21 protein-coding genes are annotated in these 23,013 nt (G+C 70.0%); 11 read left to right on the top strand and 10 right to left on the bottom strand.

What is annotated here, in order from left to right:
• Position 1 precedes the first annotated feature (1 nt).
• Both OG205_RS14820 and OG205_RS14825 read left to right on the top strand, forming a co-directional pair.
• Positions 2 to 853, top strand: a complete 852-nt coding sequence (locus OG205_RS14820) for a universal stress protein (RefSeq protein ID WP_330276817.1) — start codon at positions 2 to 4, stop codon at positions 851 to 853.
• A 6-nt stretch (positions 854 to 859) separates the two neighbouring features.
• Positions 860 to 1,279: a hypothetical protein gene (locus OG205_RS14825; RefSeq protein WP_330276818.1), complete on the top strand. Its 420-nt coding sequence runs from the start codon at positions 860 to 862 to the stop codon at positions 1,277 to 1,279.
• Here the strand turns inward: OG205_RS14825 and OG205_RS14830 are convergent.
• Positions 1,276 to 2,211, bottom strand: coding sequence for an alpha/beta hydrolase (locus OG205_RS14830; protein WP_330276819.1), 936 nt, complete (start codon positions 2,209 to 2,211; stop codon positions 1,276 to 1,278). The genes OG205_RS14825 and OG205_RS14830 overlap by 4 nt on opposite strands.
• A gap of 61 nt (positions 2,212 to 2,272) precedes the next feature.
• Entirely contained in the window at positions 2,273 to 2,848 is a 576-nt protein-coding gene (locus tag OG205_RS14835; protein ID WP_330276820.1) for a TetR/AcrR family transcriptional regulator, read from the bottom strand.
• An 88-nt stretch (positions 2,849 to 2,936) separates the two neighbouring features.
• On the opposite strand from OG205_RS14835, the gene OG205_RS14840 reads away from it, so the two are divergent.
• A complete protein-coding gene (locus tag OG205_RS14840) occupies positions 2,937 to 3,986 on the top strand; it encodes a saccharopine dehydrogenase NADP-binding domain-containing protein (protein ID WP_330276821.1) in 1,050 nt (349 codons plus the stop codon).
• Here OG205_RS14840 and OG205_RS14845 read toward each other — a convergent pair.
• Entirely contained in the window at positions 3,979 to 5,979 is a 2,001-nt protein-coding gene (locus tag OG205_RS14845; protein WP_330276822.1) for a neutral/alkaline ceramidase, read from the bottom strand. The genes OG205_RS14840 and OG205_RS14845 overlap by 8 nt on opposite strands.
• Positions 5,980 to 6,004: 25 nt before the next feature.
• Positions 6,005 to 6,865, bottom strand: a complete 861-nt coding sequence (locus OG205_RS14850) for an EamA family transporter (protein ID WP_330276823.1) — start codon at positions 6,863 to 6,865, stop codon at positions 6,005 to 6,007.
• 68 nt (positions 6,866 to 6,933) lie between these two features.
• Here OG205_RS14850 and OG205_RS14855 point away from each other — a divergent pair, with 68 nt between their 5' ends.
• The 4 genes from OG205_RS14855 (at position 6,934) to OG205_RS14870 (ending at position 12,001) form a co-directional block, all read left to right on the top strand.
• Entirely contained in the window at positions 6,934 to 7,785 is an 852-nt protein-coding gene (locus OG205_RS14855; protein ID WP_330276824.1) for a LysR family transcriptional regulator, read from the top strand.
• 80 nt (positions 7,786 to 7,865) lie between these two features.
• Positions 7,866 to 9,470 (top strand): long-chain fatty acid--CoA ligase, encoded by a 1,605-nt coding sequence (locus tag OG205_RS14860; protein ID WP_330276825.1) that lies wholly within the window; start codon positions 7,866 to 7,868, stop codon positions 9,468 to 9,470.
• 201 nt (positions 9,471 to 9,671) lie between these two features.
• Positions 9,672 to 10,943: a sensor histidine kinase gene (locus OG205_RS14865; RefSeq protein ID WP_330276826.1), complete on the top strand. Its 1,272-nt coding sequence runs from the start codon at positions 9,672 to 9,674 to the stop codon at positions 10,941 to 10,943.
• 134 nt (positions 10,944 to 11,077) lie between these two features.
• Positions 11,078 to 12,001, top strand: a complete 924-nt coding sequence (locus OG205_RS14870) for a CPBP family intramembrane glutamic endopeptidase (protein WP_330276827.1) — start codon at positions 11,078 to 11,080, stop codon at positions 11,999 to 12,001.
• A gap of 6 nt (positions 12,002 to 12,007) precedes the next feature.
• On the opposite strand, the gene OG205_RS14875 is transcribed toward OG205_RS14870, so the two are convergent.
• On the bottom strand, positions 12,008 to 12,685 hold the full coding sequence (locus tag OG205_RS14875) for a response regulator transcription factor (protein WP_330276828.1): 678 nt from the start codon (positions 12,683 to 12,685) through the stop codon (positions 12,008 to 12,010).
• A gap of 61 nt (positions 12,686 to 12,746) precedes the next feature.
• Positions 12,747 to 14,414, bottom strand: coding sequence for a helix-turn-helix domain-containing protein (locus OG205_RS14880; protein WP_330276829.1), 1,668 nt, complete (start codon positions 14,412 to 14,414; stop codon positions 12,747 to 12,749).
• A gap of 144 nt (positions 14,415 to 14,558) precedes the next feature.
• Here OG205_RS14880 and OG205_RS14885 point away from each other — a divergent pair, with 144 nt between their 5' ends.
• Positions 14,559 to 15,923, top strand: coding sequence for an MFS transporter (locus OG205_RS14885; RefSeq protein ID WP_330276830.1), 1,365 nt, complete (start codon positions 14,559 to 14,561; stop codon positions 15,921 to 15,923).
• 55 nt (positions 15,924 to 15,978) lie between these two features.
• On the top strand, positions 15,979 to 17,550 hold the full coding sequence (locus OG205_RS14890) for a tannase/feruloyl esterase family alpha/beta hydrolase (protein WP_442916822.1): 1,572 nt from the start codon (positions 15,979 to 15,981) through the stop codon (positions 17,548 to 17,550).
• A gap of 4 nt (positions 17,551 to 17,554) precedes the next feature.
• Here the strand turns inward: OG205_RS14890 and OG205_RS14895 are convergent, their stop codons facing one another.
• Positions 17,555 to 18,442, bottom strand: a complete 888-nt coding sequence (locus tag OG205_RS14895) for a LysR family transcriptional regulator (protein ID WP_330276832.1) — start codon at positions 18,440 to 18,442, stop codon at positions 17,555 to 17,557.
• Positions 18,443 to 18,524: 82 nt separating this feature from the next.
• On the opposite strand from OG205_RS14895, the gene OG205_RS14900 reads away from it, so the two are divergent.
• Positions 18,525 to 19,772, top strand: coding sequence for an MFS transporter (locus OG205_RS14900; protein ID WP_330276833.1), 1,248 nt, complete (start codon positions 18,525 to 18,527; stop codon positions 19,770 to 19,772).
• Here OG205_RS14900 and OG205_RS14905 read toward each other — a convergent pair.
• Positions 19,723 to 20,379, bottom strand: a complete 657-nt coding sequence (locus OG205_RS14905; protein ID WP_330276834.1) for a hypothetical protein — start codon at positions 20,377 to 20,379, stop codon at positions 19,723 to 19,725. The two genes, OG205_RS14900 and OG205_RS14905, sit on opposite strands and share 50 nt — an antisense overlap.
• 40 nt (positions 20,380 to 20,419) lie before the next feature.
• Between OG205_RS14905 and OG205_RS14910 the strand changes: the two genes are divergently transcribed.
• Complete coding sequence (locus tag OG205_RS14910; RefSeq protein ID WP_330276835.1) at positions 20,420 to 20,875, top strand: hypothetical protein; 456 nt, start codon at positions 20,420 to 20,422, stop codon at positions 20,873 to 20,875.
• 58 nt (positions 20,876 to 20,933) lie between these two features.
• Here OG205_RS14910 and argG read toward each other — a convergent pair whose 3' ends face one another.
• The gene (gene argG / locus OG205_RS14915; RefSeq protein ID WP_319979878.1) at positions 20,934 to 22,379 is read right to left on the bottom strand and encodes an argininosuccinate synthase; all 1,446 of its coding nucleotides are present in this window, start codon (positions 22,377 to 22,379) and stop codon (positions 20,934 to 20,936) included.
• 92 nt (positions 22,380 to 22,471) lie between these two features.
• Entirely contained in the window at positions 22,472 to 22,951 is a 480-nt protein-coding gene (locus OG205_RS14920; RefSeq protein ID WP_330276836.1) for a hypothetical protein, read from the bottom strand.
• Between the last annotated feature and the right edge of the window lie 62 nt (positions 22,952 to 23,013).

The raw sequence follows: 23,013 nt of genomic DNA on the forward strand, positions 1-23,013 counted from the left end.
CATGTCTACGGTCGTTGTGGGGTTCGACGGTTCCGACCTGGCCAGGCGCGCGGTGCTCTTCGGTGCCGAAGAAGCTTCCCTTTGTGGCGCTGCCTTGCAGGTCGTGCACGCCGTGCGCGCTCCCCTGCCGGAGCCCGTGTTCACGCCGATGTCCATCCCGGTGCCGGAGTTCGTCACCGAGGAGACGATGTCTCGCGCGGCTGAAGACCATCTCGCCGAGCTCGCGGCCGAGCTCAAGGAGGGCTGGCCCGACCTCCAGGTAGCCACGCACGTGCGCATCGGCCGTCCGGTCGACGTTCTCGCCGCCGAACCCGGCGACCTGCTCGTGCTCGGCTCGTCCGGTCGCACCGGCATCGCGGAGATGTTCCTGGGTTCCACCGCCGTCGAACTCGTGTCGACCGGCGGACGCCCCGTGATCGTGACGCGGTCCGGCCCCGTCGACGGCCGCGTGGTCGTCGGCGTCGACGGCTCCGACACCTCCACGGACGCGATCGCGTTCGCCTTCGAGCACGCCGCCCGCCACGGCCGCGACCTGCTCGCCATCTACGCGTGGAACGACGTCGGCTGGGCAGAGCTGCCCGAGCAGGACTTCGACCACGTCCGCGCCGACCTCTCCAAGGTGCTGGACGAACAGCTCGCCCCGCACGCGGCTCGTCACCCCGAGGTGCACGTGGCACGGGAGGTCGCGTTCGACGCACCGGCACGCGCGTTGCTCCAGGCGGCCGATGGCGCGTCTCTCATCGCCGTCGGCAGTCACGGCCGTGGAGCGGTAACGCGTGCAATTCTGGGTTCAGTGAGCCACGCTGTGCTCCACCACGCGCCGTGCCCGGTCGCCGTGGTCCATCGGAGGTGACGCGAGATGCGCGGGTTAGCGGCCGTGTTGCTCTGTCTGATGATCGCGTCGTGCGGCCAAGTGCCGCCGGCGCAGGTTCCCGGTTCGAGCACACCCACCAGCGACTCGGTCACCACGGCCACCACCACGCCGAGCATCCCGGCGCCGCTGCCCCCGTCGTCGGCTCCACTGCCACCCACGCTGCCCACACCCTCGCGAGCCCTCGACCCGAGCGTGAAGACGGTCAGGGGCACCGTGTCGGCCGGTGTCGAGTCCGGCTGCACGATCCTCACCGCACCTGGTGAGCAGTACCTGCTGCTCGGCGCCGACCCCGCGATCGCGGTGGCCGGCGCCGTGGTGGAGGTGAGCGGGAAGGCCGATCCCGGTGCGATGACCACGTGCCAGCAGGGCACGCCGTTCCACGTCAGCAGCACCAAACGGGGTTAGCTCTCCAAAACCTTGCGCAGGAACGCGATGGCCTGGGTGATCGCACCCTCGGCCGCGTGCGTGCCGCGCAACGCGTTCAACATCACGAAGTCGTGGATCACGCCCGCGTACCGGACGGCGGTGACGGGCACGCCGGCCTCGCGCAGCTTGTCGGCGTAGGCCTCGCCCTCGTCGCGCAGCACGTCGGCCTCGGCGGTGATCACGAGTGCCTGGGGCAGGCCCGCGAGCTGGTCCCTGGTGGCGCGCAACGGGGACGCGGTGATCTCGGCGCGCTCCAGCGGGTTCGTCGTGTACTGGTCCCAGAACCACTGCATGCCGTCACGGCGCAGGAAGTAGCCCTCGGCGAACTGCAGGTACGAGTCGGTGTCGAACGACGCGTCGGTCACCGGGTAGAACAGCACCTGGGCCTTCAGGGCCACGTCGCCGCGTTCCTTGGCCTGCAACGTCAGCGCCGCCGCCATGTTGCCGCCGACCGAGTCACCGGCGACCGCGACGCGCGAGGTGTCGAGACCGTACGAGGCACCTTCGGACTGGATCCACTGCGCGGTGGCGTAGTTCTGGTTGATCGCCACCGGGTAGCGGGCCTCGGGCGAGAGCGAGTAGTCGGGGAAGACGACGGCCGCGCCGGTACCGACGGCGAGTTCGCGGACCAGACGGTCGTGGGTGTGGGCGTTGCCGAACACCCAGCCCGCGCCGTGGATGTAGAGGACGACGGGGAGCGGGCCCTCCAGACCGGCGGGCTTGATCACGCGGACCTTGAAGCCGTCGAGTTCGACCCACTGCTCGTCGACCTCGGGCTTGGCGACCGCGCCCGACTGCACCTCGTCGACGGCCTTGCGGCCCTCTTCGGGGGCGATCTCGAACAGGAACGGCGGCTGGGCGGTGGCGGCGGCGAACTCGGCGGCGGCGGGCTCGAGGACTGGGCGCTTCATGGCTGCTCCTTCGGGTCGGTTGCCATAAAGCTATTGCGCGATTAAATCGTGCACAACGTAATCACGAACTCACCTGAGGCGGGAATACTTCCGCCGCCGAGCGAACCGACGCGGCGACCAGGTCGAGGCAGGACTCGAAGGCCTCACCCGTGTCGATCCAGCGTTCCAGCGCCTCCTGGAAGCAGACCGCGACGAGGCGCGCCACGAGCCTCGCCTCGTCGACCGCCGCTCCGCGCTCCACAAGTGCGTCGCAGAGGGCGGTCGTGATCGCGGCGGCCTTGGTGCGTTCGCGCTCCTGCAACTCGGGACTCGACGCGATCACGGCACGACGCTCGGCTGTCCGGTCCACGCGTCCCACGAGCAGGGCACCGACCTGGCGGGCGGCGTCGAGCGCGATGGCCGGCGCGGACTTCTCCGCCGAGGCGAGCACCGCCTCGGCGATCGCGAGAGGCAGCTGCTCCGCGCCGGCGAAGAGCACCTCGCGCTTGTCCGGGAAGTAGCGGAAGTACGAGCGGCGCGTGATGCCCGCGCGTTCGGCGATCTGCGTGACGGTCACGTCGTCGTACCCGTGCTCGGCGAACAGGTCGAGCGCCGCCTGCCTGAGACGATCTTCGGTTCCGGGATCCCACCTGGCCACAGCACACCCTAGCAAGTGATGTCTCAGTGTGCCGTCACCGTGCTAGCCTCGGTGATGGCACACTGAGACATCACTTGCGGGAGTCGTCATGAGCATCTGGGTTCTGGGCGCCACCGGACGCGTCGGCCGCGCCGTCACCACTCGCCTGCTCGACCGGGGCGAAAGCGTGGTGCTGGTGGGCAGGGAGAGCGAACGACTGCGTGAGATGGCCGCGAAGACCGGTCTGCGGGTCGTCATCGCGGACACGGCCGACCGCATCGCGGCGGCCATCAAGGAGGAGCGACCGGCTGTCGTCGTCAACACCATCGGCAACTACGCCGAGTCGGCCGCCGCCATCGCCCGCGCCTGTCTGCCCGGCGGGCACTACCTCGACCAGGCGGCCGACCTGACCGCCGTCCCCCGGCTGCTCGCCTTGCACGACGAGGCCGCGGCGGCGGGCAGCACTCTCGTCACCGGCGCGGGTTTCGGCGTTCTGGCAACGGAAGCCGTCGTGGCGGCGCTGTGCGAGGGCCGCCCGGTCCCGGCCGGGGTGCGGGTCGACGCGGTCGCCTCGGTGGCCGTGGAGGACGGCCTGCTGGGCGCCGCTCTGGCCGCCTCGATCCTCGACGTGCTGACGACAGGCGGACGCCGCTACCGCGATGGCGAGCTGACCAGGTCACGCATCGGCGCACGAGCGCAGCGGCTGCTCCTGCCCGACGGCGAGCACGCCGCGGTCTCCGAGGCGCCGTCCGCCGAACTGCTGGCCGCTCAACGTGCGAGCGCCGCACCGGAGGTCTCGGCCGCCACCGCGATGATGCCGAGCTCACCCGTGGCCCGTGCCGTACTCCCGTTCGCGGGACGACTGCTCGGGCTGGAACCGTTGCGCCGCTTCGCCATCCGTCAACTGGCCGGGGTCAGGGGCAAAGCCGCGCCGAGGCCCCGCATGCACTCCTGGGGCCACGCGGTGGTCACGTGGCCCGACGGCACCACCCGTGAAGGGTGGCTGCGGGCGGACGACGCCATGGACTTCACGGCGGGCGTGTCCGCGGAGGTCGCGGCACGGCTCGCCAGGGGCGAAGGCAAGCCCGGCGCGTACACGCCCGCGGCCGCCTTCGGCCCTGATCTCGTCACCGCCGCGGGTGGCGAGATCATCAGCTGACGGTGAAGCCCGCCGTGGCGCCGGTGAAGCCGGAGATCTTGCCGGTCCAGCCGGACTTCTCGTCGCCGTTGTGCACGATCCGGTAGGTGCCTGCGGGGGTGTCCGCCGGGATCTGCCAGGTGATCGTGGCGTTGGAGTTGGCGATGCCGACGCGTTCCCACTTGTAGCGAGTGGACCAGTCCCCGTCGTCGGCGACGCGGGTCCACTGGCCGTTCACCTGCCGCTGCACTTCGAGGAAAGTCCCGTTGCGGTGCAGGTTGTTCTTCGGGTGGCCGGTGACGAACACGGACGTCACGGTCTCGCCGCGGCCGTAGGACGCCTTGGGCGCGATCAACACGTCGCCGTACTTCTTGTCCAACGGCTTGTCGTCGAGCACAACACCGGTCTGCAGGTTGATCTCGGTGAACGGCGGCTTGCCGGGGTTCGGACCGGCAGGCAGGGCGGAACCGGCCTTCATCGAGGCGGCGAGCTTGCCGAACTCCTGCTGGTAGGCGGGAGTGGTGTTGCGGCCGAACAGGGTGGAGCCGCCCTCGTACTGCTGCGAGTCGTACTCCTCCGGCGTGGTGACGTACTGGCTGTAGTCGTTGGCGTAGCCCTGGATCAGCACGTTCTGCACGGGCACCGAGAGCTCGGCGGCGACGGCCTTGCGGATGCGCAGGCCCGCGGTGATCGTGACCTCGCCGGGCACAGCGACGAGGTGCAACTGTCCGATTCGGACGATCTGCAGCGGCACGATGTTCGGCGTCGCACCGATCAGACCCGTCGGCACCAGGGAGGCCTTGGGGAACTGGCAGTCCCGCAGCCACTGCGGGACCTCCATCTGCAACGGCTCGAACAGCTTCTTCCACGGCGACTGCATGCCCTCGGAGAAACCGGGGATCGCCGGGCCGTCCTCGACACTGCCCGCGATCGTCGACGCACCGACGACACCGGAACACGTCGTACCCGCCTTGCCATCAGCCGTATAGCGACCATCGACCTGCACGGCCGACATGTCCACGAACCGCATGCGCGAGTCGACGCCGCCGGAGACCGAGGTCTGCGGTCCGTTGTAGATCTCCTGCGCCTTGCGGTTCTGGCGCTCGCCGATGATGCGGGCGTTCTCCCACTCGTTCTCGGTGGGACCGGAACCGGGCTTCAGGTTGAGGTTCGGCGACATGTCGCCCGCGTTGGTGTTCGGGAACGCCGCCACGAAGGCAGCGGTGTTGTCCAGGTACCGCACGCCTTCGTCGTCGTGCTCCCACTGGTACGCCGCGTACCCCTTGTTGTCGGGGCTGATCAGCGTGTTGGCGTTGGTGATCGACGTGTTGTGCGTGGCGAACCAGCTGATCGCGCCGACGTTGTTCGCGCCCTGCCTGAACTTCAGCACGGTCATCTGCGGGTCGATGCCGGCCGGGAAGGCGCCCTTGTCTGGGTTGCGGTCGAACGCGACGCGCGACCGGTTGACCGACGCGGTGGTGAGCTCGCCGATGCCGAGGCTGATCGAGCCGGGCTTCACGTCCTCGTGCGCCTCGACGACCGACTCGGTGATGCCGTCGACCACGGCCGCGAGCGCCTGCGGCTGCATGCCGAGGATCGACAGGTTGTAGGCGAGGTTGTGCGACTGGCCGCCGGGACCGCTGTGCGTGTGCGTGGCGGACAGCAGCAGGTTCTCGCGGGTGTAGGTGGTGCCGTACTTGGCCTGGAGCTTCGCGAGGACGCCCTCCTGGACCGCGCGGAAGATCATCGCGAGGTCGGCGTTGACGTACGCGACGCGCTTGTTCGTGGCGCGGTCGACCACGACGTAGGCCCGCGACCGCAGCCGCTGATGGATGCCCGTCGTCTTCTGGTCGAACTTCGAGTAGCCCATCATGCCGTTCTCGGCGGCCGGGCCGGTGACGTCGGAGATGCCGCGGCCCACCAGGTACGGCTCGGGTTCCGCCCACGCGAACGGGCCGCTGACCAGCGCCGCACCGACGAGTGCGGCGACCACCGTCAAGACTTTCGTCCGCATGAACACCCCGCTAAGTGAATTGGATTCACATTTCGGGTTTGACGGTAGGTGATCCAGACCACTTCGAGCAAGTCACGGCCAGTGCGTTGGCGGTGACCACGAGCAAGATTCCAGCCCAATGGTGGAGTTCGAGCGTCTCCCCCAGCACCACGAGCCCCGCCAGTGCCGCCAGCACCGGGTGCACGCTCATCGCCAGTCCGAACAGGCGTGCGGGCACCTTGCGCAGCGCGATCACGTCGACGGCGTAGGGCACGACGCTGCAGAACACGCCCGCGCCGACCGCGTAGAGGATCGCCGTCCCGGTCAGCTTCCCGTGCAGGACGAGCAGCACCGCGACCGGAACGTAGAGCGTCGCCGACATGGCGGTCGCGACGGCGGGCGCCTGCAGGCCGGGCAGCCTGGCCCCGACCAGGCGGTTGAGCAGGATGTACGCGGCCCAGCAGCCCGCCGCGAGCAGGCCGAGCCCGACGCCGAGGTAGTCGCTGCTCGGGCCGGGCAGGACCAGCACGTACACGCCGACGGCCGCGATCAGCACGAACAGGAAGTCCCGGCGGGTCCGCGACCCGGCCAGCGCGATGCCGAGCGGTCCGAGCACCTCCAGCGTGACGGCGAGGCCGAGGCCGATGCGGTCGATCGCCATGTAGAGGCTGAGGTTCATGGTGGCGAACACGAGGCCGAGCGCGATCGTCGGCCACCACTGCGCCCAGGTGAATCTTCGGAGGTTCGGCCGGGCCATCGGGAGCAGCACCGCGGCGGCCACGAACTGGCGCACCGCCACGACACCGGCCGGGCCGATGGCGGCGAACGCGTGGGCGCCCACGGCGGCACCGATCTGGTTGCTGGCCGCGCTCGCGGTCATCGTCGCGAATCCACCGATGCTCTTCATGCCACCAGCCTGCGGCCCCGGCTTTGATACGGGAAATGCATCGGCCGCGTCACCTATACGCTGGACGCATGGATCTGCGGCATCTGCGGGCGTTCGTGGCGGTGGTCGACTCGGGCACGTTCACCGACGCGGCAAGGGAACTCGACCTGACCCAGGCGTCGGTGTCCCGATCGGTCGCCGCACTGGAGGCCTCGCTCGGTGTGCGCCTGCTGCAACGCTCCACACGGCACGTCGCACTCACGGCCGTGGGCACGCAGGTGCTCGACGGGGCGCGCAGGGTGCTGGACGAGGTCGCGCACCTGCACCGGATCGCGTCGCACTCGCTGACCGAACTGCGGATCGGCTACGCCTGGTCGGCACTGGGCAAGCACACCCGGCGCGTGCAGAAGTCCTGGGCCTCAAGGCATCCCGGATTGCCGCTGGTGTTCGTCCAGTCGAACTCGCTGACCGCCGGTCTCACCGAGGGCACCGCCGACGTCGCGGTCGTGCGCAAAGCCGTCGAGGACTCGCGGTTCGAGACGGCGTTGCTCGGCACCGAACGGCGCTACGGCGTCGTCGCGACGGACAATCCGTTGGCGCGCAAGCGTTCGCTGAAGCTGGCCGACCTCGCCCGCTACGGGATCGCGGTGGACGACCGGACCGGAACGACCACTCTGGACCTGTGGCAACCGGGCAAGGCGCCCGCCGTCGTCCGCAACACCCACAGCGTCGACGAGTGGCTGACGCTGATCGCCGCCGGTCAGGCCGTCGGCATGACGTCGGAGGCCACCGCGAGCCTGAACCCGCGTCCCGGCGTGGCCTATCGGGCCGTGGTGGACGCGCCGCCGATCGCGGTGTGGCTCGCGTGGTGGAAGGACCAGCCTCCGCAGCACCTCACCGACCTGATCACGCTGGCGTGCGACGCCTACCGCGCGGTGTGAGGAATCGCCGCCGACACAAGAGAATGAGTGGAAGATTCTGCCCTCTTGCCCGTCCAGGAGCTCACTTAGGGTGATCTTCCATGGACGGGCTGATGCAACCCCGGCCGCTCACCATCGCGCACGTTCTGGAGCGAGCCGAGCGGCTGTACGCACACAAGCAGGTCGTGACGGCCGGGGAGCGGGTCACCTACGCCGAGGTGGCCGAGCAGACCCGGCGCCTCGCCACCGCGCTCGACTCGCTCGGCGTCCCGGCCGGCGCCCGCGTCGCCACGTTCGCGACCAACACACGGCGTCACCTGGAGCTCTACCTCGCGGTGCCGATCACCAAGCGGGTGCTGCACTCCATCAACATCCGGCTTTCGGCGGAGCATCTGGAGTACATCGTCAACCACGCCCAGGACGACGTGGTGTTCGTCGATCGTGCCCTGCTCTCCCGAATATGGCCCAGTGCCGCCCGAATGCGGACGGTCCGGCACTGGGTCGTACTGCCTGACGACAGCAAAGCGCCGATCCCGGCCGATCCCCGCGTCGTGCACTACGACGAACTGGTCGCGGGAGCCGAGCCGTTCGCGGGCTCGTTCGAGGACTCGTTCACGCTCGCGGACGAGAACCTGGCCTCAGGACTCTGCTACACGTCCGGCACGACCGGGCCGCCCAAAGGCGTGCTGTACAGCCACCGCTCGACGATCCTGCACTGCCTCGGCACACTCGCCGCCGGTTTCATCGGCCTGTGCGAGAGCGATGTCGTGATGCCGATCGTGCCCATGTTCCACGCCAACGCCTGGGGTCTGCCCTACGGCGCGATGATGACGGGCGCCTCGCTGGTCCTCCCAGGGCCGTCCTCGGAGCCGACCCATCTGCTGCGCCTGATGGAGACCGAACGGGTCACCGTCGCCGGCGCCGTGCCGACGGTGTGGACGAGCCTGGTTCCCCAGCTGGGCTACCACGAGCTGAGCGCCACGCGGTTCCTGCTCGGCGGCGGCTCGGTGATCGCCCCGGCGCTGTCCGAGACCTACCGCGCCGCGATCGGCGTGCCCATCACGCACTCCTGGGGCATGACGGAGATCAGTCCGGTCGGGACGATCGGCGGCACCCGCACCCAGCACCGGGACGCCGCCGAGCAGGTGGCGGTGCGGGCCGCGCAGGGCCAGCCGCTGCCGCTCGTGAACCTGCGGATCGCCGACGTCGAGACGAGCGAGGAACTGCCGCGCGACGGCAAGGCCATCGGCGAGCTTCAGGTGGCGGGCCCGTGGGTCGCGGGCGGCTACTTCCAGGTGGACACACCGGAAAGCTTCACGAGCGACGGCTGGCTGCGGACCGGTGACCTCGCCACGATCGACGCCGACGGCTACGTGCGGCTCGTGGACCGGATGAAGGACCTGATCAAGTCCGGTGGCGAGTGGATCTCGTCCGTCGAGCTGGAGAGCGCCCTCACCTCGCACTCCGACGTGGTCGAGGTCGCCGTGGTCGCCCGCCCGGACCCGAGGTGGGGCGAACGCCCGGTCGCCTACGTCGTCCTGCGCGACGGCAGCGCCACCACCGGCGACGAACTGCTGCGGCACATCACTCCCACGGTCGCCAAGTGGTGGCTGCCCGACGAGGTCGTCTTCGTGGCGGCGCTGCCCAAGACGGGCACCGGCAAGCTGTCGAAGAGCGCGCTGCGGGAGTCGTTGCGCATCGCCTAGCGGGTGCGCGTCTCCCGGACGCCGGCACATCGGCGAAAAGTGGGGAGCCGGCCAGCTCGTGCTTTCGATGCAAACCTGGCCGCCGACCGCGGTCCGCGCCTCGCCGTGGCCGATGATGAGCCGGTCACCGGGCACCGACGACGGCTCTCCAGCACGGGCCTGGGAGCGCGGATCGTGCCGGTCGGATCCGCGGAGGCCGACATGTCCCCTCTCCCGCAGTCACCGGGCCGGTTCCGGCCGCTTCACCCGTGGGCCGCACTCAGCAGCGGTGCGGTGGCGATCTGCATGCTGCTGGTGCTCCCGGCCGCGGCAGGCCCCGGCTCCGGCCTGGGCCCGGTGCCCGCACTCGGGGACGCCGCGTGGTGGACGGTCGCGGTAGTCCTGCTGGCGCAGGCCGCCGCGGTCACGTGGACCGGTCGCGCGCCGGAGGTGGTGGTGCCCGGGGTGGCGGGGATGGCGCTCGTGCTGGTCCCGATGTCGCCGGGGCCCGCGTTCACGCTCACCGCCGTCGCCGTCATGGTCGCGGTGTTCCTCGCCGTCGCCGCCCGCGCCGTACGACCGTTGCGGGGACCGCTGCTCGTCGCGGGGGTGCTGCTGGCCACAGGACAGTTCGTCACCGCGGGCGCCCGCGGTGCCACCGGCACGGTCGCGGCCCTCATCGGCGCGGTGCCGCAGGCGTTGCTGGTGATCGGGCTGCCGCTGCTGGCCGGCTCGGTGGTCTCGGCACGGCGGGACGCGCACGAGGCACGACGGCTGGAGCTGGAAGCCCTGCGCCGGGAACAGGAAGCGCTGTTGCAGGCGACGATCTCGCGGCAGCGCACGGCGATGTCACGGGAACTGCACGACATCGCCGCCCACCACCTGTCCGGTATCGCGATGATGGCCGCGGCGGTCGCTCGTCAGATCGACACCGACCCCGCCACGGCCAAGCACTCCGTGGGTCAGATACGCCAGCAGAGCCGTGCCGTGCTGACCGACCTGCGACGACTCGTCGGACTGCTGCGCGAGGACACCGACGCGGACCGCCCGGTGGAGACCCTCGACGCGGTGTCCGCGCTCGTGCGGGCCCGCCGCGCGGCGGGCGCCGAGATCAGCCTCGTGCTGCCCGCACACCAGGTCGAGGCCGGTCCGCTGACCCAGCTCGTCGCCTACCGGATGGTGCAGGAGTCGCTGGCGAACGCGGCGGTGCACGCACCGGGTGCGCCCTGCGCCGTCGAGGTCGGCGAGCCCGGCGGGGGATGGCTCGCGATCAGCGTGCGCAACGGCGTGCCCCGCGGCCCGGATCCCGGTCCCGGCAGCGGTTTCGGTCTGGTCGGCATGGCGGAACGGGCCCAACTGGTCGGGGCCGAACTGGACTACGGCCCCACCTCGGAGGGCGGGTGGGAGGTGCGGCTGAGGCTGCCGCTCGGGGAGACGGTCGGCGCGGTGGACGGGCCCGCGAAGCCCCGTGACGCGGGTGCCCGTCGCGCCTGAACCGACCTGCGCAAGCAAGTTCGTTGCACCTGAACCGACGTGCGCGAGCAAGTCCGTTACACCTTTCGATGGCATCGCACGGCTTCGATCCTTCGCATCTCGGCACCGGCCCGCCACGCCCGAAGGATTGCGGCATGACGATCTCGGACCACACCCCGTCGCCGGCCGCACCCGACACCCGGACAGCGGATCCACGCGGTTCCGGCGGACTGCTCGGACCGGTGCGCCGGCATCCGCTGCTGAGCTTCTTCGTGCTCGCCAACCTGCTGAGCTGGCTGGCCTGGACCCCCTACATCCTGTCCGGCAACGGACTCGGCTGGTGGGACTACCGGTTCCCGGAGGTGCTCGGGACCAGCCAGTTCACCGGAGTCCTGCCCGGCGCCTACCTCGGCCCGATCGTCTCGGCCCTCGTGGTCACCGCGATCGCGGACGGGCGGGCCGGGCTGCGGCGCTGGGCGGGCCGGATGTGGCGCTGGCGGGTCCGGTGGCACTGGTACGCGGTCGCGCTGCTGGGGGTGCCGGTCGCGATGCTGCTGACGGGGCTGGCGATCTCGGGCGGGCGGATCGTGGCGCCCTCGATGATGGCGGTGGCCGCCTACGTCCCGGCTCTCCTGCTGCAGATGGTCACCACGGGGCTCGCGGAGGAACCGGGCTGGCGGGACTTCGCGCTGCCCCGGATGCAGCGCCGGTTCGGGCCGCTGGCCGGAACGATGATCCTCGGCCCGATCTGGGCCTCGTGGCACCTGCCGCTGTTCCTGACCGAGTGGGGCGGCTGGCCGGACGCGGACTGGACCCGCCTGGTCGCGTTCGTGGTGTTCTGCCTCGCGTTCAACGTGGTCATGACGTGGATGTTCAACAGCACCGGGGAGAGCCTCCCGCTGGCGATGCTGCTGCACGTCAGCGTGAACAACTTCGCCTCGATCATGTGGTTGGAGATGTTCCCGGCGATCGACGGCGACCGGGCGATGCAGGCCATGGCGACCGGCTCCGTCGTCGTCGCGGTCCTGGTCCTGCTCGGCACCCGCGGACGGCTCGGCTACCGCCCACCGGCCGGCTGAACCCGGTCAGGGCGTCGCAGGACCGGGGACGGTGACGACGTGGTTCTGGTAGGCCCAGACGACGGCCTGCAGCCGGGAGGTCACCCCCAGCTTGGGCAGGATCCGGGCCAGGTGCGACTTCACCGTCGACACCTCCACGACCAGACTGCGGGCGATGTCGTCGTTGGACATGCCCTGGGCGAGCAGCAGCAGGATCTCGTGCTCGCGGGGCGTGAGCAAGTCCTCGGCCCGCCGCCCGGTCACCGGCTGCAGCCGGCGGCGGTGCACGAACTCGCGCAGGATGCGGCGGGTCAGCGTCTGGTCGATCGTGCCCAGGCCGGCGGCCACCTGCCGCACCGCGTGGATGATGTCGTCCGGTTCGGAGTCCTTGAGCAGGAACCCCGACACGCCCGCCTCCAGCGCCCCGAACACGTAGTCGTCGAGGTCGAAGGTCGTGAGCACGAGCACCGGCACCTGCGGGTCCGCGTCCGGTGCGCACAGCTCCCGCGCGACCTCGATGCCGCTGCGGCCGGGCATCCGGATGTCGAGGCAGGCCACGTCCGGCACGAGGTCGAGCGCCATCGCGAGCGCCTCGGCGCCGTCCGCGGCCACACCGGCCACCTCGATGCCGGGCTCGGCGGCGAGCAGCGCCGCAAGACCGGCCCGCACCAGCGGCTGGTCGTCGGCGATGAGCACGCGGATCATGTGATCTCCTCCGGGAGTCGCACGGGGGCGCCCACCCTACTGATCACCTCACCGGGTGCGGTCAGACCGCCGACCTCAACCGGTGGAGCTGCAGTCCCAGCTGCAGTTCCAGGTCGTTCTCGGTGCGCCAGTCGGCACCGAGGACGTCGCTGACCCGGTCCAGTCGTTTAAGGAGCGTGTTGACGTGCACGTGCAACGCGCGCGCGGTCGCCGCGACGTTCGCACGGTGGTCGTAGTAGGCGCAGAGGGTTCCGACGAGATCGGTTCCGCGTCGCGCGTCGTAGTCGGCGAGGGGGCCCACGGACTCGGCGAGGAAGCGGTCGAGCTCGCCGGCCCGGTCCACGTCGAAGATCAACGCGTAGAGGGAGTACCGGCCGGTCGTGGCGCCGCGGTCGGTGTGCCCCAGCGCCCGCATGACCGCGCCGCACCGGCCGGCCAGGGAGAACGCGCGCGACCAGTCGTGGTTGACCGCCCGCTCCCCCACGACGACGACGGGAGCGCCTGACGCGCGCCGCAGCCGTCGGTGGACCTCCTCGACGGTGCGGTCGTCGTCCGCGCTCGGCACGATCAGCGTCGCCCGGCCGAGGTGTTCGCCCGCCAGCCCGGAACGGTCCCTGGCGATGTCGTGCAGGTGGCGCACGAGGTCGGCGGAGGACTCCGGCGAGTCCGCGACGAGGACCAGGTTCAGCCGGTCGGCGTTGATGTGACGGGCCTGGGCGCGCGAGCGCTGGGAGGGGCTGATCCCGGGGCCGCCGACCATCAGCTCGGTCAGCAGTTCGCCGCTGAGCCGTTCGCTCGCGTCGGCGACGGCGCGTTCCTTGAGGATCAACAGGCCGAGGATGTGCGTGGCCCGTTCGAGCGTGCGCAGGTCCATGTCGTCCGAGACACCGTGTCCCTGCAACGCTTCGCGGCTCCACGACAGCGCGCCGAGGTAGCTGTCACCCGCCCTGATCGGGGCCACGCTGTGCGCGACCCCCTCGGCGTCGACCGAGGTCGTGACGCGGCCGGAGTGATGTCCGGCGGCCCTGTCGAGCACGACCACGCTCCCGCCGAGCTGACCGGCGAGGACCTGCGCGACGTCGTCCGGCGTGCCGCCCTCCAGCACCACGCCCGTCAGGGTCTCGTGGATGGCCTGCGCCCGTTCGACGACGGTCATGTGCTCCTGCAGGTCCTGCAACGCTTTCCGGCTCTTCTCGTAGAGACGGGCGTTGTCCAGCGCCACGGCGGCGTGGTCGGCGAACGCGCTCAGCAACGCGATCTCGCCCGCGTGGAACGACCGCTCGGAGCGGTACGCGGCGAACAGCGCGCCCACCACCTCGTCCCGGATCACCAGTGGCACACCGAGAAGAGCGACCAGGTCCTCCGTGCCGACCAGCACGTCGAAGCCGGCGTCGTGGTCGATGAGGGTCGAGGCGGCGTAGTTGCGCACCCACTGCGGGCGCCGGGTGGCCAGCACCTTGCCGCCGAGGCCGACACCGGCCGGGATCGTGGCGCTCAGGAACACGGCGGAGATCGTTCCCTCCGCGGCCTTGGCCGACAGCCTGCCGTCCGCTACCAGCGACAGGTACGTGAAGTCCGTGCCCATCAGGTCGTGGGCGTGGCGGACGATCGACTGCAGCACGGCGTCGAGCTCGCCGAGGGCCGTGAGCGACTTCGCCGTCGCGTACAACGACGCCAGTTCGCGCTGACGGCGCACGAGTTCGTGCGACTCACTCGGGTCGATGGTCACGACGCCATTGTCACCCAGCCGCCGGTGGTGGAAAGTCCCACCGGACGAAGGTCAGGGGTGTGTGATCCAGACCTCAGCCACCGGGTGTCGCCGCCCTAGCATTGGCCGTCATCACCTGCCGGTTCATCGACGAAGGCGGCATGCATGGCAACCCCTCTGGCCCAGCCCGAAGAACAGTCCGCGACCCGGCGCCGAGGCTTCCGCAAGCTGCTGACCGCGGGGCTGATCGGCAGTTCGATCGAGTGGTACGACTTCTTCCTCTACGGCACCGCGGCCGCGCTGGTGTTCCCCAAGGTGTTCTTCCCGGAGTCCTCGGCACTGACCGGGACGCTGCTCGCGTTCAGCACGTTCTGGGCCGGTTTCGTGGCACGCCCGATCGGCGGGGTGCTCGCCGGGCACTTCGGGGACAAGTACGGGCGCAAGCCGGTCGTCGTCGCCTGTCTCGCGCTGATGGGCGCCGCGACGTTCCTGATCGGCTGTCTGCCCAGCGCGTCGGCCGTGGGCGCACTGGCACCGATCCTGTTGGTGACGTTGCGCTTCCTCCAAGGACTCGCGGCAGGCGGCCAGTGGGGCGGCATCATGCTGCTGCTCACTGAGTCGGCGAGTCCGAAACGGCGCGGGTTCGCTGGAACCTTCGGGCAGACCAGCGTTCCCGTCGCCGTGATCATCTCGAACCTGATCTTCCTGGCGGCCAGCGGCCTGATGCCGAACGACGCGTTCCTCAGCTGGGGCTGGCGGATCCCGTTCCTGCTCAGCGTCCTGATGTTCGCGGTGGTCATGTACATCCAGTCCAAAGTGGAGGACACACCGGAGTTCCGCGACCTGCAGAAGGAGGTCTCCCGGCCGGAACGCGCTGTAGTCCGCGCCCCGCTGGCGCAGGTCATCCGGAGCAGGTGGGGCACGATCCTGCTCGCCTGCGGGATCCTCTCGGCCACCAACAGCCTCTTCTACGTCAGCATCGCCGGACTGCTGAACTACGGCACCACGTCCCTCAAGCTCGACCGCGTTCCGTTGCTGACGGTCGTGCTGCTCAGTTCCGTGGCGATGCTCGCGGTCCTGCCCTGGGCCGGGCACGTCTCGGACCGGATCGGGCGCCGTCCGCTGATCCTCATCGGCGGCCTGGGCGTCGCGCTGTGGGGCTTCCCGTACTTCGGGCTCGTCAACACCGCGTCGCTGCCGCTGATCTTCGTCGCCGTGGTGGTGGGATTCATCTTCCAGAGCCTCACGTACGGCCCGATCGCGAGCTTCCTCGGTGAGCTGTTCGCGCCCAACGTCCGCTACTCCGGCGCGTCACTGTCCTACCAGCTCTCCGCGATCATCATCAGCGGTGGCACGCCGTTCCTGATGACCGCGCTCATCGCCCAGACCGGCAGCACGATCCCGGTCGCCGCCTACATCACGGCCATGGGGCTGATCACGTTCGTCAGCGCGTGGTTCCTCCCCGAGACGAACCCCGCCGAGGTCCGCGAGGACCCGCTCGCCGTTCCCGGCACGCACCTCTACCGCTGAGAAGGAGTCCGGCGTGAAGCTCGCCCTGCTTTCGACCGCGCTTCTGTTGCCAGGAATGGCTTTCCTCGGCACCGCACCGGCCGGCGCGACGACCGCGTGCGCAGACCTGTTCCAGGTGAAGATCCCCGCCTCGGTCATCAGCCTGCCGACCACCGGCGGTCGCGTCACCGCGGCCGCCGTCACCTCCAGTGTCGTGAGTGGACAGACGATCGAGTACTGCCAGGTCGACGCCGACCTGTACCCCGTCGACCGGTCAGCGCCCGCCATCAAGACGCGCGTCGCCCTGCCGCACGGCTGGAACGGCAAGGCGTTGATGTTCGGTGGCGGCGGCTACAACGGGACGATTCCCGCGCTGACGGGGAACGTGCCGTTCGCCGCCCCGGACGCCTTGGCACCCTTGGCCCGGCGGTACGCGACGTTCGCGAGCGACTCCGGCCACCAGCAGGGTCCGGCGGCGGTTCCGTCGCTGGACGGCTCGTTCGGCGTGAACGACGAGGCGGTGCGGAACTTCGCCGCCGGTGACGCGCTGAAGAAGACGCACGACGCGAGCCTGTTCCTGATCCGGCGCGCCGCCGGGAAGAACCCCGCCGAGACGTACTTCGCGGGCGGCTCGACGGGTGGCCGCGAGGCACTCATCGTCGCTCAGCGCTGGCCGCGGGCGTTCGACGGCGTGATCTCCGGCTTTCCCGCGTGGAACAACCTCGCCGAGGGCCTGTACCTGGGACATCTGACGCAGGTCCTGTCCCGTCCCGGCGCGTTCCCCGGCCCCGCGAAGCAGACGTTGTTGTACGACAGCGTGATCAACGCCTGCGACGGCGCGGACGGCGTGCTGGACCGGGTCGTGTCGAACCCGCGCTGCCAGTTCGACCCTCGCGTCCTGCGCTGCCCTGACGGCGCCGACACCGGGCCGGCCTGCCTGTCCGATCCGCAGATCGGGGCCGTGACCGCCATGTCCACGGCGTTCCGGTGGCCGTACCGGGTCGCCAGCGGCGAGACCCAGTACCCCGGTTTCCCGTTCCTCTCGGGAGCGGACATGCGAACGCCGTTCCTCGGGTTCGGCACGACCGCGCCCGCGAACCCCATGCCGGTGACCAGCGGCTACGGCATGCAGTACTGGGACCAGTGGGTGAAGTACTTCCTGACCCGCGACCCCGGCTTCAACTCACTCGACCTGGATCCGTCGCGTCCCGGCAAGTGGCTCAGCCGGATCAGTGAGCTCTCCACGATCCAGGACCGCAACAACGTGGACCTGCGCCCGTTCGCGCGCTCCGGCGGCAAACTGCTCCTGCTGCACGGCTCCGCGGACGAGTTGGTGTCCCACCGCTCGACGAACGACTACTACCAGCGCGTGCGTGACCTCCTGGGTCCTGACACCACTGAGAAGTTCTCGCGCTACTACCTCGTGCCAGGGGCGAACCACGCGAACTTCGGCACGCCCGCGTTCGCAGCCGGGTGGGACTCGCTCACCGCACTAGAACGCTGGGTCCAGAAAGGACAGTCGCCGAGGAACCCGGTCGTGGCCGACGTGACTCACGACCGCACCCGTCCGTTGTGCGAGTACCCGGGCTGGCCCCGGTATCGCGGCGGAGATCCGGATCGAGCGTCGAGCTTCGCCTGCGTCCGGTGACCGTTCAGCGGGTGAAGAACTCGTGCACCACCGCGATCAACGCCCTGGTCGCGGCGCTGGGCCTGCGCCCGGCCGGCCAGGCGAGTCCCAGCGGCCAGCGCAGGTCCGCGCCGGTCACGGTCAGGGTCTTGACGCCTGCCGCGGTGCCGATGACGTAGTCGGGCAGCAGCACGACGCCGAGGCCGTGCCGGACGAAGTCGACGCCGGTGTAGATGTCCGACATCTCCACCGTCACCCGGCGCGGCACGGCGCCGGCGGCGAACGCCCGGTCGGCCACGGCCCGGTTGCCGTAGCCCAGCGGTGAGTCGATGAAGTCCAGTCCGGCGAGGTCTCCGATGGAGACCTCGTCCCTGCCTGCCAGCGGGTGGTCCAGGGGCACGACCAGGTCCATCACCGAGTGGGACAGCTCGTCGAGGACGAGCCCGGCCGGCACGTCGCCGGGCAGCGACACGAAGGAGAGGTCGAGCCGGTGGTCCAGCAGCTGCTCGACGAGCCCCAGCGACCCCGTCGTCGACGCGTTCGTGCGCACCAGCACCCCGGGATGGCGCCGGTGGAACTCGCCGAGCAGCGCGGGCAGGTTGATCAGGTTCACCGAGGTCAGCGTGCCGAGCCGGACCGTGCCGGTCAGTCCGCCCTGGACCTGCGCGACGGCGTCCCTGGCCTCGGTGGCGGCGTCCAGCACGGCCTGGGCCTTCGGCAGCAGCGCCTCCCCCGCGTCGGTCAGCAGGACGCGCTTGGAGTTGCGGTCGAGCAGGACGGCGCCGAGCTCGCGTTCGAGTGTCTTGATCGCGGCCGAGACGGCGGACTGCACGACGTGCACGCGGGCGGCGGCACGCGTAAAGCTGCCCTCTTCCGCGACCGCGACGAAGTATTCGAGCTGCCGAAGGTCCACACCAGCGAGTATCTCAGAAAGTGATGATCGCCAGCTTCAACTTTCGTTGGACGTGATGCATCGAGGCACGCAGGGTGGAGGCATGTCCTTGGTCCTCGATTCACCGGTCGCCGAACGACCTGCCTCCAGCTCACGCCACGGCAGGGGTTTCTGGGCCGTCGCCGGCACGTTCCTGATCGCGATGGCCTACTCGACCGTCCCCGCGCCGCTGTTCCCGCTCTACGTCGCGCGCGAGGGCTTCTCGACGTTCGCGATCACCGTCGTGTTCGCGGCCTTCGCGGTCGGCGTGGTGATCAGCCTGGTGCTCGCGGGCCACGTCTCGGACTGGGCCGGCCGCAAGGCGATCCTCATCCCCGCGCTGAGCCTCGAGATCGTCTCCGCTCTGCTCTTCCTGACCAGCACGTCGCTGCCGGTCCTGATCGTCGCGCGGGTGGTCAACGGCCTGGGCGTCGGCATGATCGCCGCGACCGCCACCGCGTACCTCTACGACCTGCACTCCCGGCACCGCCCCGGTGCGTCGCCGCGTCGCTTCGAGATCGTGTCGACCGCGGCGAACATCGGCGGCCTCGGTGTCGGCGCACTGGTCGCGGGCGCCCTCGCGCAGTACGCGCCGTCACCGCTGAGCACCCCGTACGTCGTGCTGGCCGTGCTGCTCGTGGTGAGCATCGCCGCCGTCGCCCTCACGCCGGAAACCGTGGTCCGCAAGCGGGTCTCGTACCGTCCACAACGGATCAGCGCCGACCACGGCGACCGCACGGGCTACTTCGCGGCGGCAGCCGGAGCCTTCTCGGCGTTCGCGGTGTTCGGCGTGTTCACGTCCGTCTCGCCGGGCTTCGTGGCGGGCCAGCTTCACCACCCGTCCCGTCTGCTGGCCGGGCTCGTGGTCTTCCTCGTGTTCGGTGGAGCGGCGCTCGCCCAGACCGTGACCGGCGGCCTTTCCCCGTCCGTCCGGCGTGCGGTGGGGCTGGGCGGGCAGGCGATCGGCGTGCCGCTGGTCGTGGCCGGGATGTACGCGACGAGCTTCCCGTTGTTCCTGGTCGGCGGCGCGCTCGCCGGAATCGGGGCGGGCGTGCAGTTCAAGGCGTCGATCGGTGCGGTGTCCGCGATGGCGGCGCCGGAGAAGCGCGGCGAGGCGCTGGCGACGCTGTTCTTCATCGCCTACCTCGGGTTGAGCGTGCCGTCGCTGTCGATCGGGCTCGCCACCCGCTACCTCGCGCCCACCGCGGTGATGGCGTGGTTCGCCGGGGTCCTGCTCGTGCTGCTGGCCGGGGTGGCGGCGCTCAGTCGACGTGCAGCCGGATCGGGTGCCGGACGTCCTTCTCGCACGTGAGGATGTTCAGGTTCCCCTCGCGGCCGAACTCCCACTCCACGTCGTCACCGGACGGCTCGTGGGTGGCGAGCGAGAGCGTCTGGCGTTGCGCCGCACCGCACTCCGGGCATTCGAACTCGAACGGGCCGGACTGCCACCACGCGGTCCAGCCACCGATCTTCGTGCCACCGGACGTCTTCGTCTCGTGCTCGGTGAAGCGGATCGGTTCGAGCACGTTGACCGTCGGAACGTAGAGCTCTTCCTGCACGGACGGTTCTGGCTCCTCCTCGATCAGCTCGAACACCGTCGTGGAGTCACGCCACACGAGCCGCACGTCCGGGCCGTAGACGTCCGGAAGGTCGTGGTGCAGCGTGCAGAGGAAGACCTGCAGGAGATCGGTGCCGTCCGGGAACGGCAGTTCCGGGAAGTCGCGCCGGTAGAGCTGCACGGCGCCGACGAACGGTTCGCCGCCGCTGGCGGGATCGTGTGTGGCGCCGTCGCAGTGCGGCCACGGCTCGTCGATCGGCCACAACACGGGGCCACCGATGTGGCTGTCGGCGTCCGTCGGGTCGCCTTCCAGCGGGTTGAGCAGCACGGCGGGCCGAGCCCGTTCATCCTCGATCGACACGAGCCGTAACGATAGTGAGGCCGGCGCCGACCCCGCAGGCATGAGGTTCTTGATCACACCTGTGCTCCTCGCCGTCCTCGCGGCGGGCTGCACCTCTGAGGTCACCGGGTCCGGCCGGCAGGAGACGGCTCCGCCGCCGACCGAGTCGCAGACGTCGAGCGCCACCACCACGTCCAGTGGCGTCACCGCCCTCAACGGCGTGCCGCCCGAGCAGTACGAGAGCCTGCCCTCGCAGTACTGCGACCGGGTGTTCCTCGGAGCCCTCAGCAAGCCGATGCTGGCCGTCGTGATGGAGACCCCGAAGGGCAGGCTGAACTGCGACCAGGCCGGCGCGGTGCTGTTCGACTACTACGCAGAACGCCTGGAGCCGAAGACGGGACTGCCCCCGATCAAGGTCGGATCGATGTCGTGCAACCAGGTCGCCGAAGGCATCCTGCCCCAGGTCGTGTGCGCCGACGAGGAGAACGTCATCTACTCGATGTGGCCCCAGACCTGACGAGAACGGGGCCGGCGGGGTGATCCCCACCGGCCCCGTGTTCTCGTGTTGGTCCGTGTCAGTCCGTGCCGAACTCCATGGCCGCCGCGTCGAGCAGTTCGTCGGCCGCCGAGACCTCACCGCGCGAGGCGATGGCCTCCGCGCCGCCGTCCGGCACGTCGCCGATCAGCTGCGTCGGCTCGGGCAGTGCCGGGATGAGCGCCGACTGCCGGGTGCCGACCATGCCGAGGCCCGCGAAGAGCTCCAGCTTGGCGCGCGAGTCAGCGATGTCGAGGTTGCGCATGGTCAGCTGGCCGATGCGGTCGACCGGGCCGAACGCCGAGTCCTCGGTGCGTTCCATCGACAGCTTGTCCGGGTGGTAGCTGAACGCCGGGCCGGACGTGTCGAGGATCGAGTAGTCGTCGCCCCTGCGCAGCCGCAGCGTGACCTCGCCGGTGATCGCGGAACCGACCCAGCGCTGCAGCGACTCGCGCACCATCAGCGACTGCGGGTCGAGCCAGCGGCCCTCGTACAGCAGACGGCCGAGCTTGCGGCCCTCGTTGTGGTACGCCGCGACGGTGTCCTCGTTGTGGATCGCGTTCACGAGGCGGTCGTAGGCGATGTAGAGCAACGCCATGCCGGGCGCCTCGTAGATGCCGCGGCTCTTGGCCTCGATGATGCGGTTCTCGATCTGGTCGGACATGCCGAGACCGTGGCGGCCGCCGATGGCGTTCGCCTCCAGCACGAGGTCGACGGCGTCGTGGAACTCCTTGCCGTTGATCGTGACCGGGCGGCCCTGGTCGAAGCCGATGGTGACGTCCTCGGTCGCGATCTCGACCGACGGGTCCCAGAACTTGACGCCCATGATCGGCTCGACGATCTCGATGCCCTCGTTGAGCAGCTCGAGCGACTTGGCCTCGTGCGTCGCGCCCCAGATGTTCGCGTCGGTCGAGTACGCCTTCTCGACGGACGAACGGTAGGGCAGGTCACGCTCGAGGAGCCACTCGGACATCTCCTTGCGGCCGCCGAGCTCGTTCACGAACGCGGCGTCGAGCCACGGCTTGTAGATCCGCAGCGAAGGGTTCGCGAGCAGGCCGTAGCGGTAGAACCGCTCGATGTCGTTGCCCTTGTAGGTGGAGCCGTCGCCCCAGATCTGCACGTCGTCGTCGAGCATGGCGCGCACGAGCATGGTGCCCGTGACGGCCCGCCCGAGCGGGGTCGTGTTGAAGTAGGCACGGCCACCGGAGCGGATGTGGAACGCGCCGCAGGCGAGCGCCGCGAGACCTTCCTCGACCAGCGCCGCGCGGCAGTCGACGAGACGCGCGATCTCGGCGCCGTACGTGCCGGCGCGACCCGGGACCGTCTCGATCTCGGGCTCGTCGTACTGCCCGATGTCCGCGGTGTACGTGCAGGGCACAGCGCCCTTCTCACGCATCCACGCGACCGCGACGGAGGTGTCGAGACCACCGGAGAAGGCGATGCCGACGCGTTCGCCGGCGGGAAGTGAAGTGAGCACCTTGGACACGTTGAGAATTATGCACGACGATGTATGGGCATGCACGTTGGGGTGTCTGTTAGCTACACCTCAGCCCTATCGCCCCAGTTCAGGGGCGTGAATCAGGCCGGGTCGAGCTCGTCGGCCTTGGCCTGCATACGTTGGATGCTGCCCTCGTGCTCCATGGAGCGCATCGCCGTGATGGCCGCGTACAGGTGCGCGCCCACGTACGGATCCTGCTCCTTGCGTTCGTTGACCTCGCCGAGAGTGGCGTTGTACATGGCGTCCGTCATCGCCGCGAGCAACGCACGTGCGCGCGGAGCGACACCCTTGGGAGCGGAGGCGTCGATGATCGGCGTGACACGTTCCCACACCTCGTCCGGCAGGCCGGGCGGGTACAGCTGATTGAGCCCGAGCAGGCCGTTCTCCAGCGCACCCATGACCAGCCAGATCTCACCCTCGTCGTCGGGCAGCATTCGCGCGACGGCCTCGGCGTCACGTTGGCGGTAAGCGACGGCAAGCCGCAGGCCGAGCGCCTGACTCCGGTTCTTGCTGGCAGGCTCTTCGAACCACCATTGCTGTTGCGCGGTCCTCGGGAACATGTTCGCAGTCTGCGGTACCAGCCCTGATTTCGCCTGAGGGTTTAGGTAAGCCTAACCAAAGG

This window comes from Lentzea sp. NBC_00516, from assembly GCF_036346835.1.
GTDB classification, from domain to species: domain Bacteria; phylum Actinomycetota; class Actinomycetes; order Mycobacteriales; family Pseudonocardiaceae; genus Lentzea; species Lentzea sokolovensis.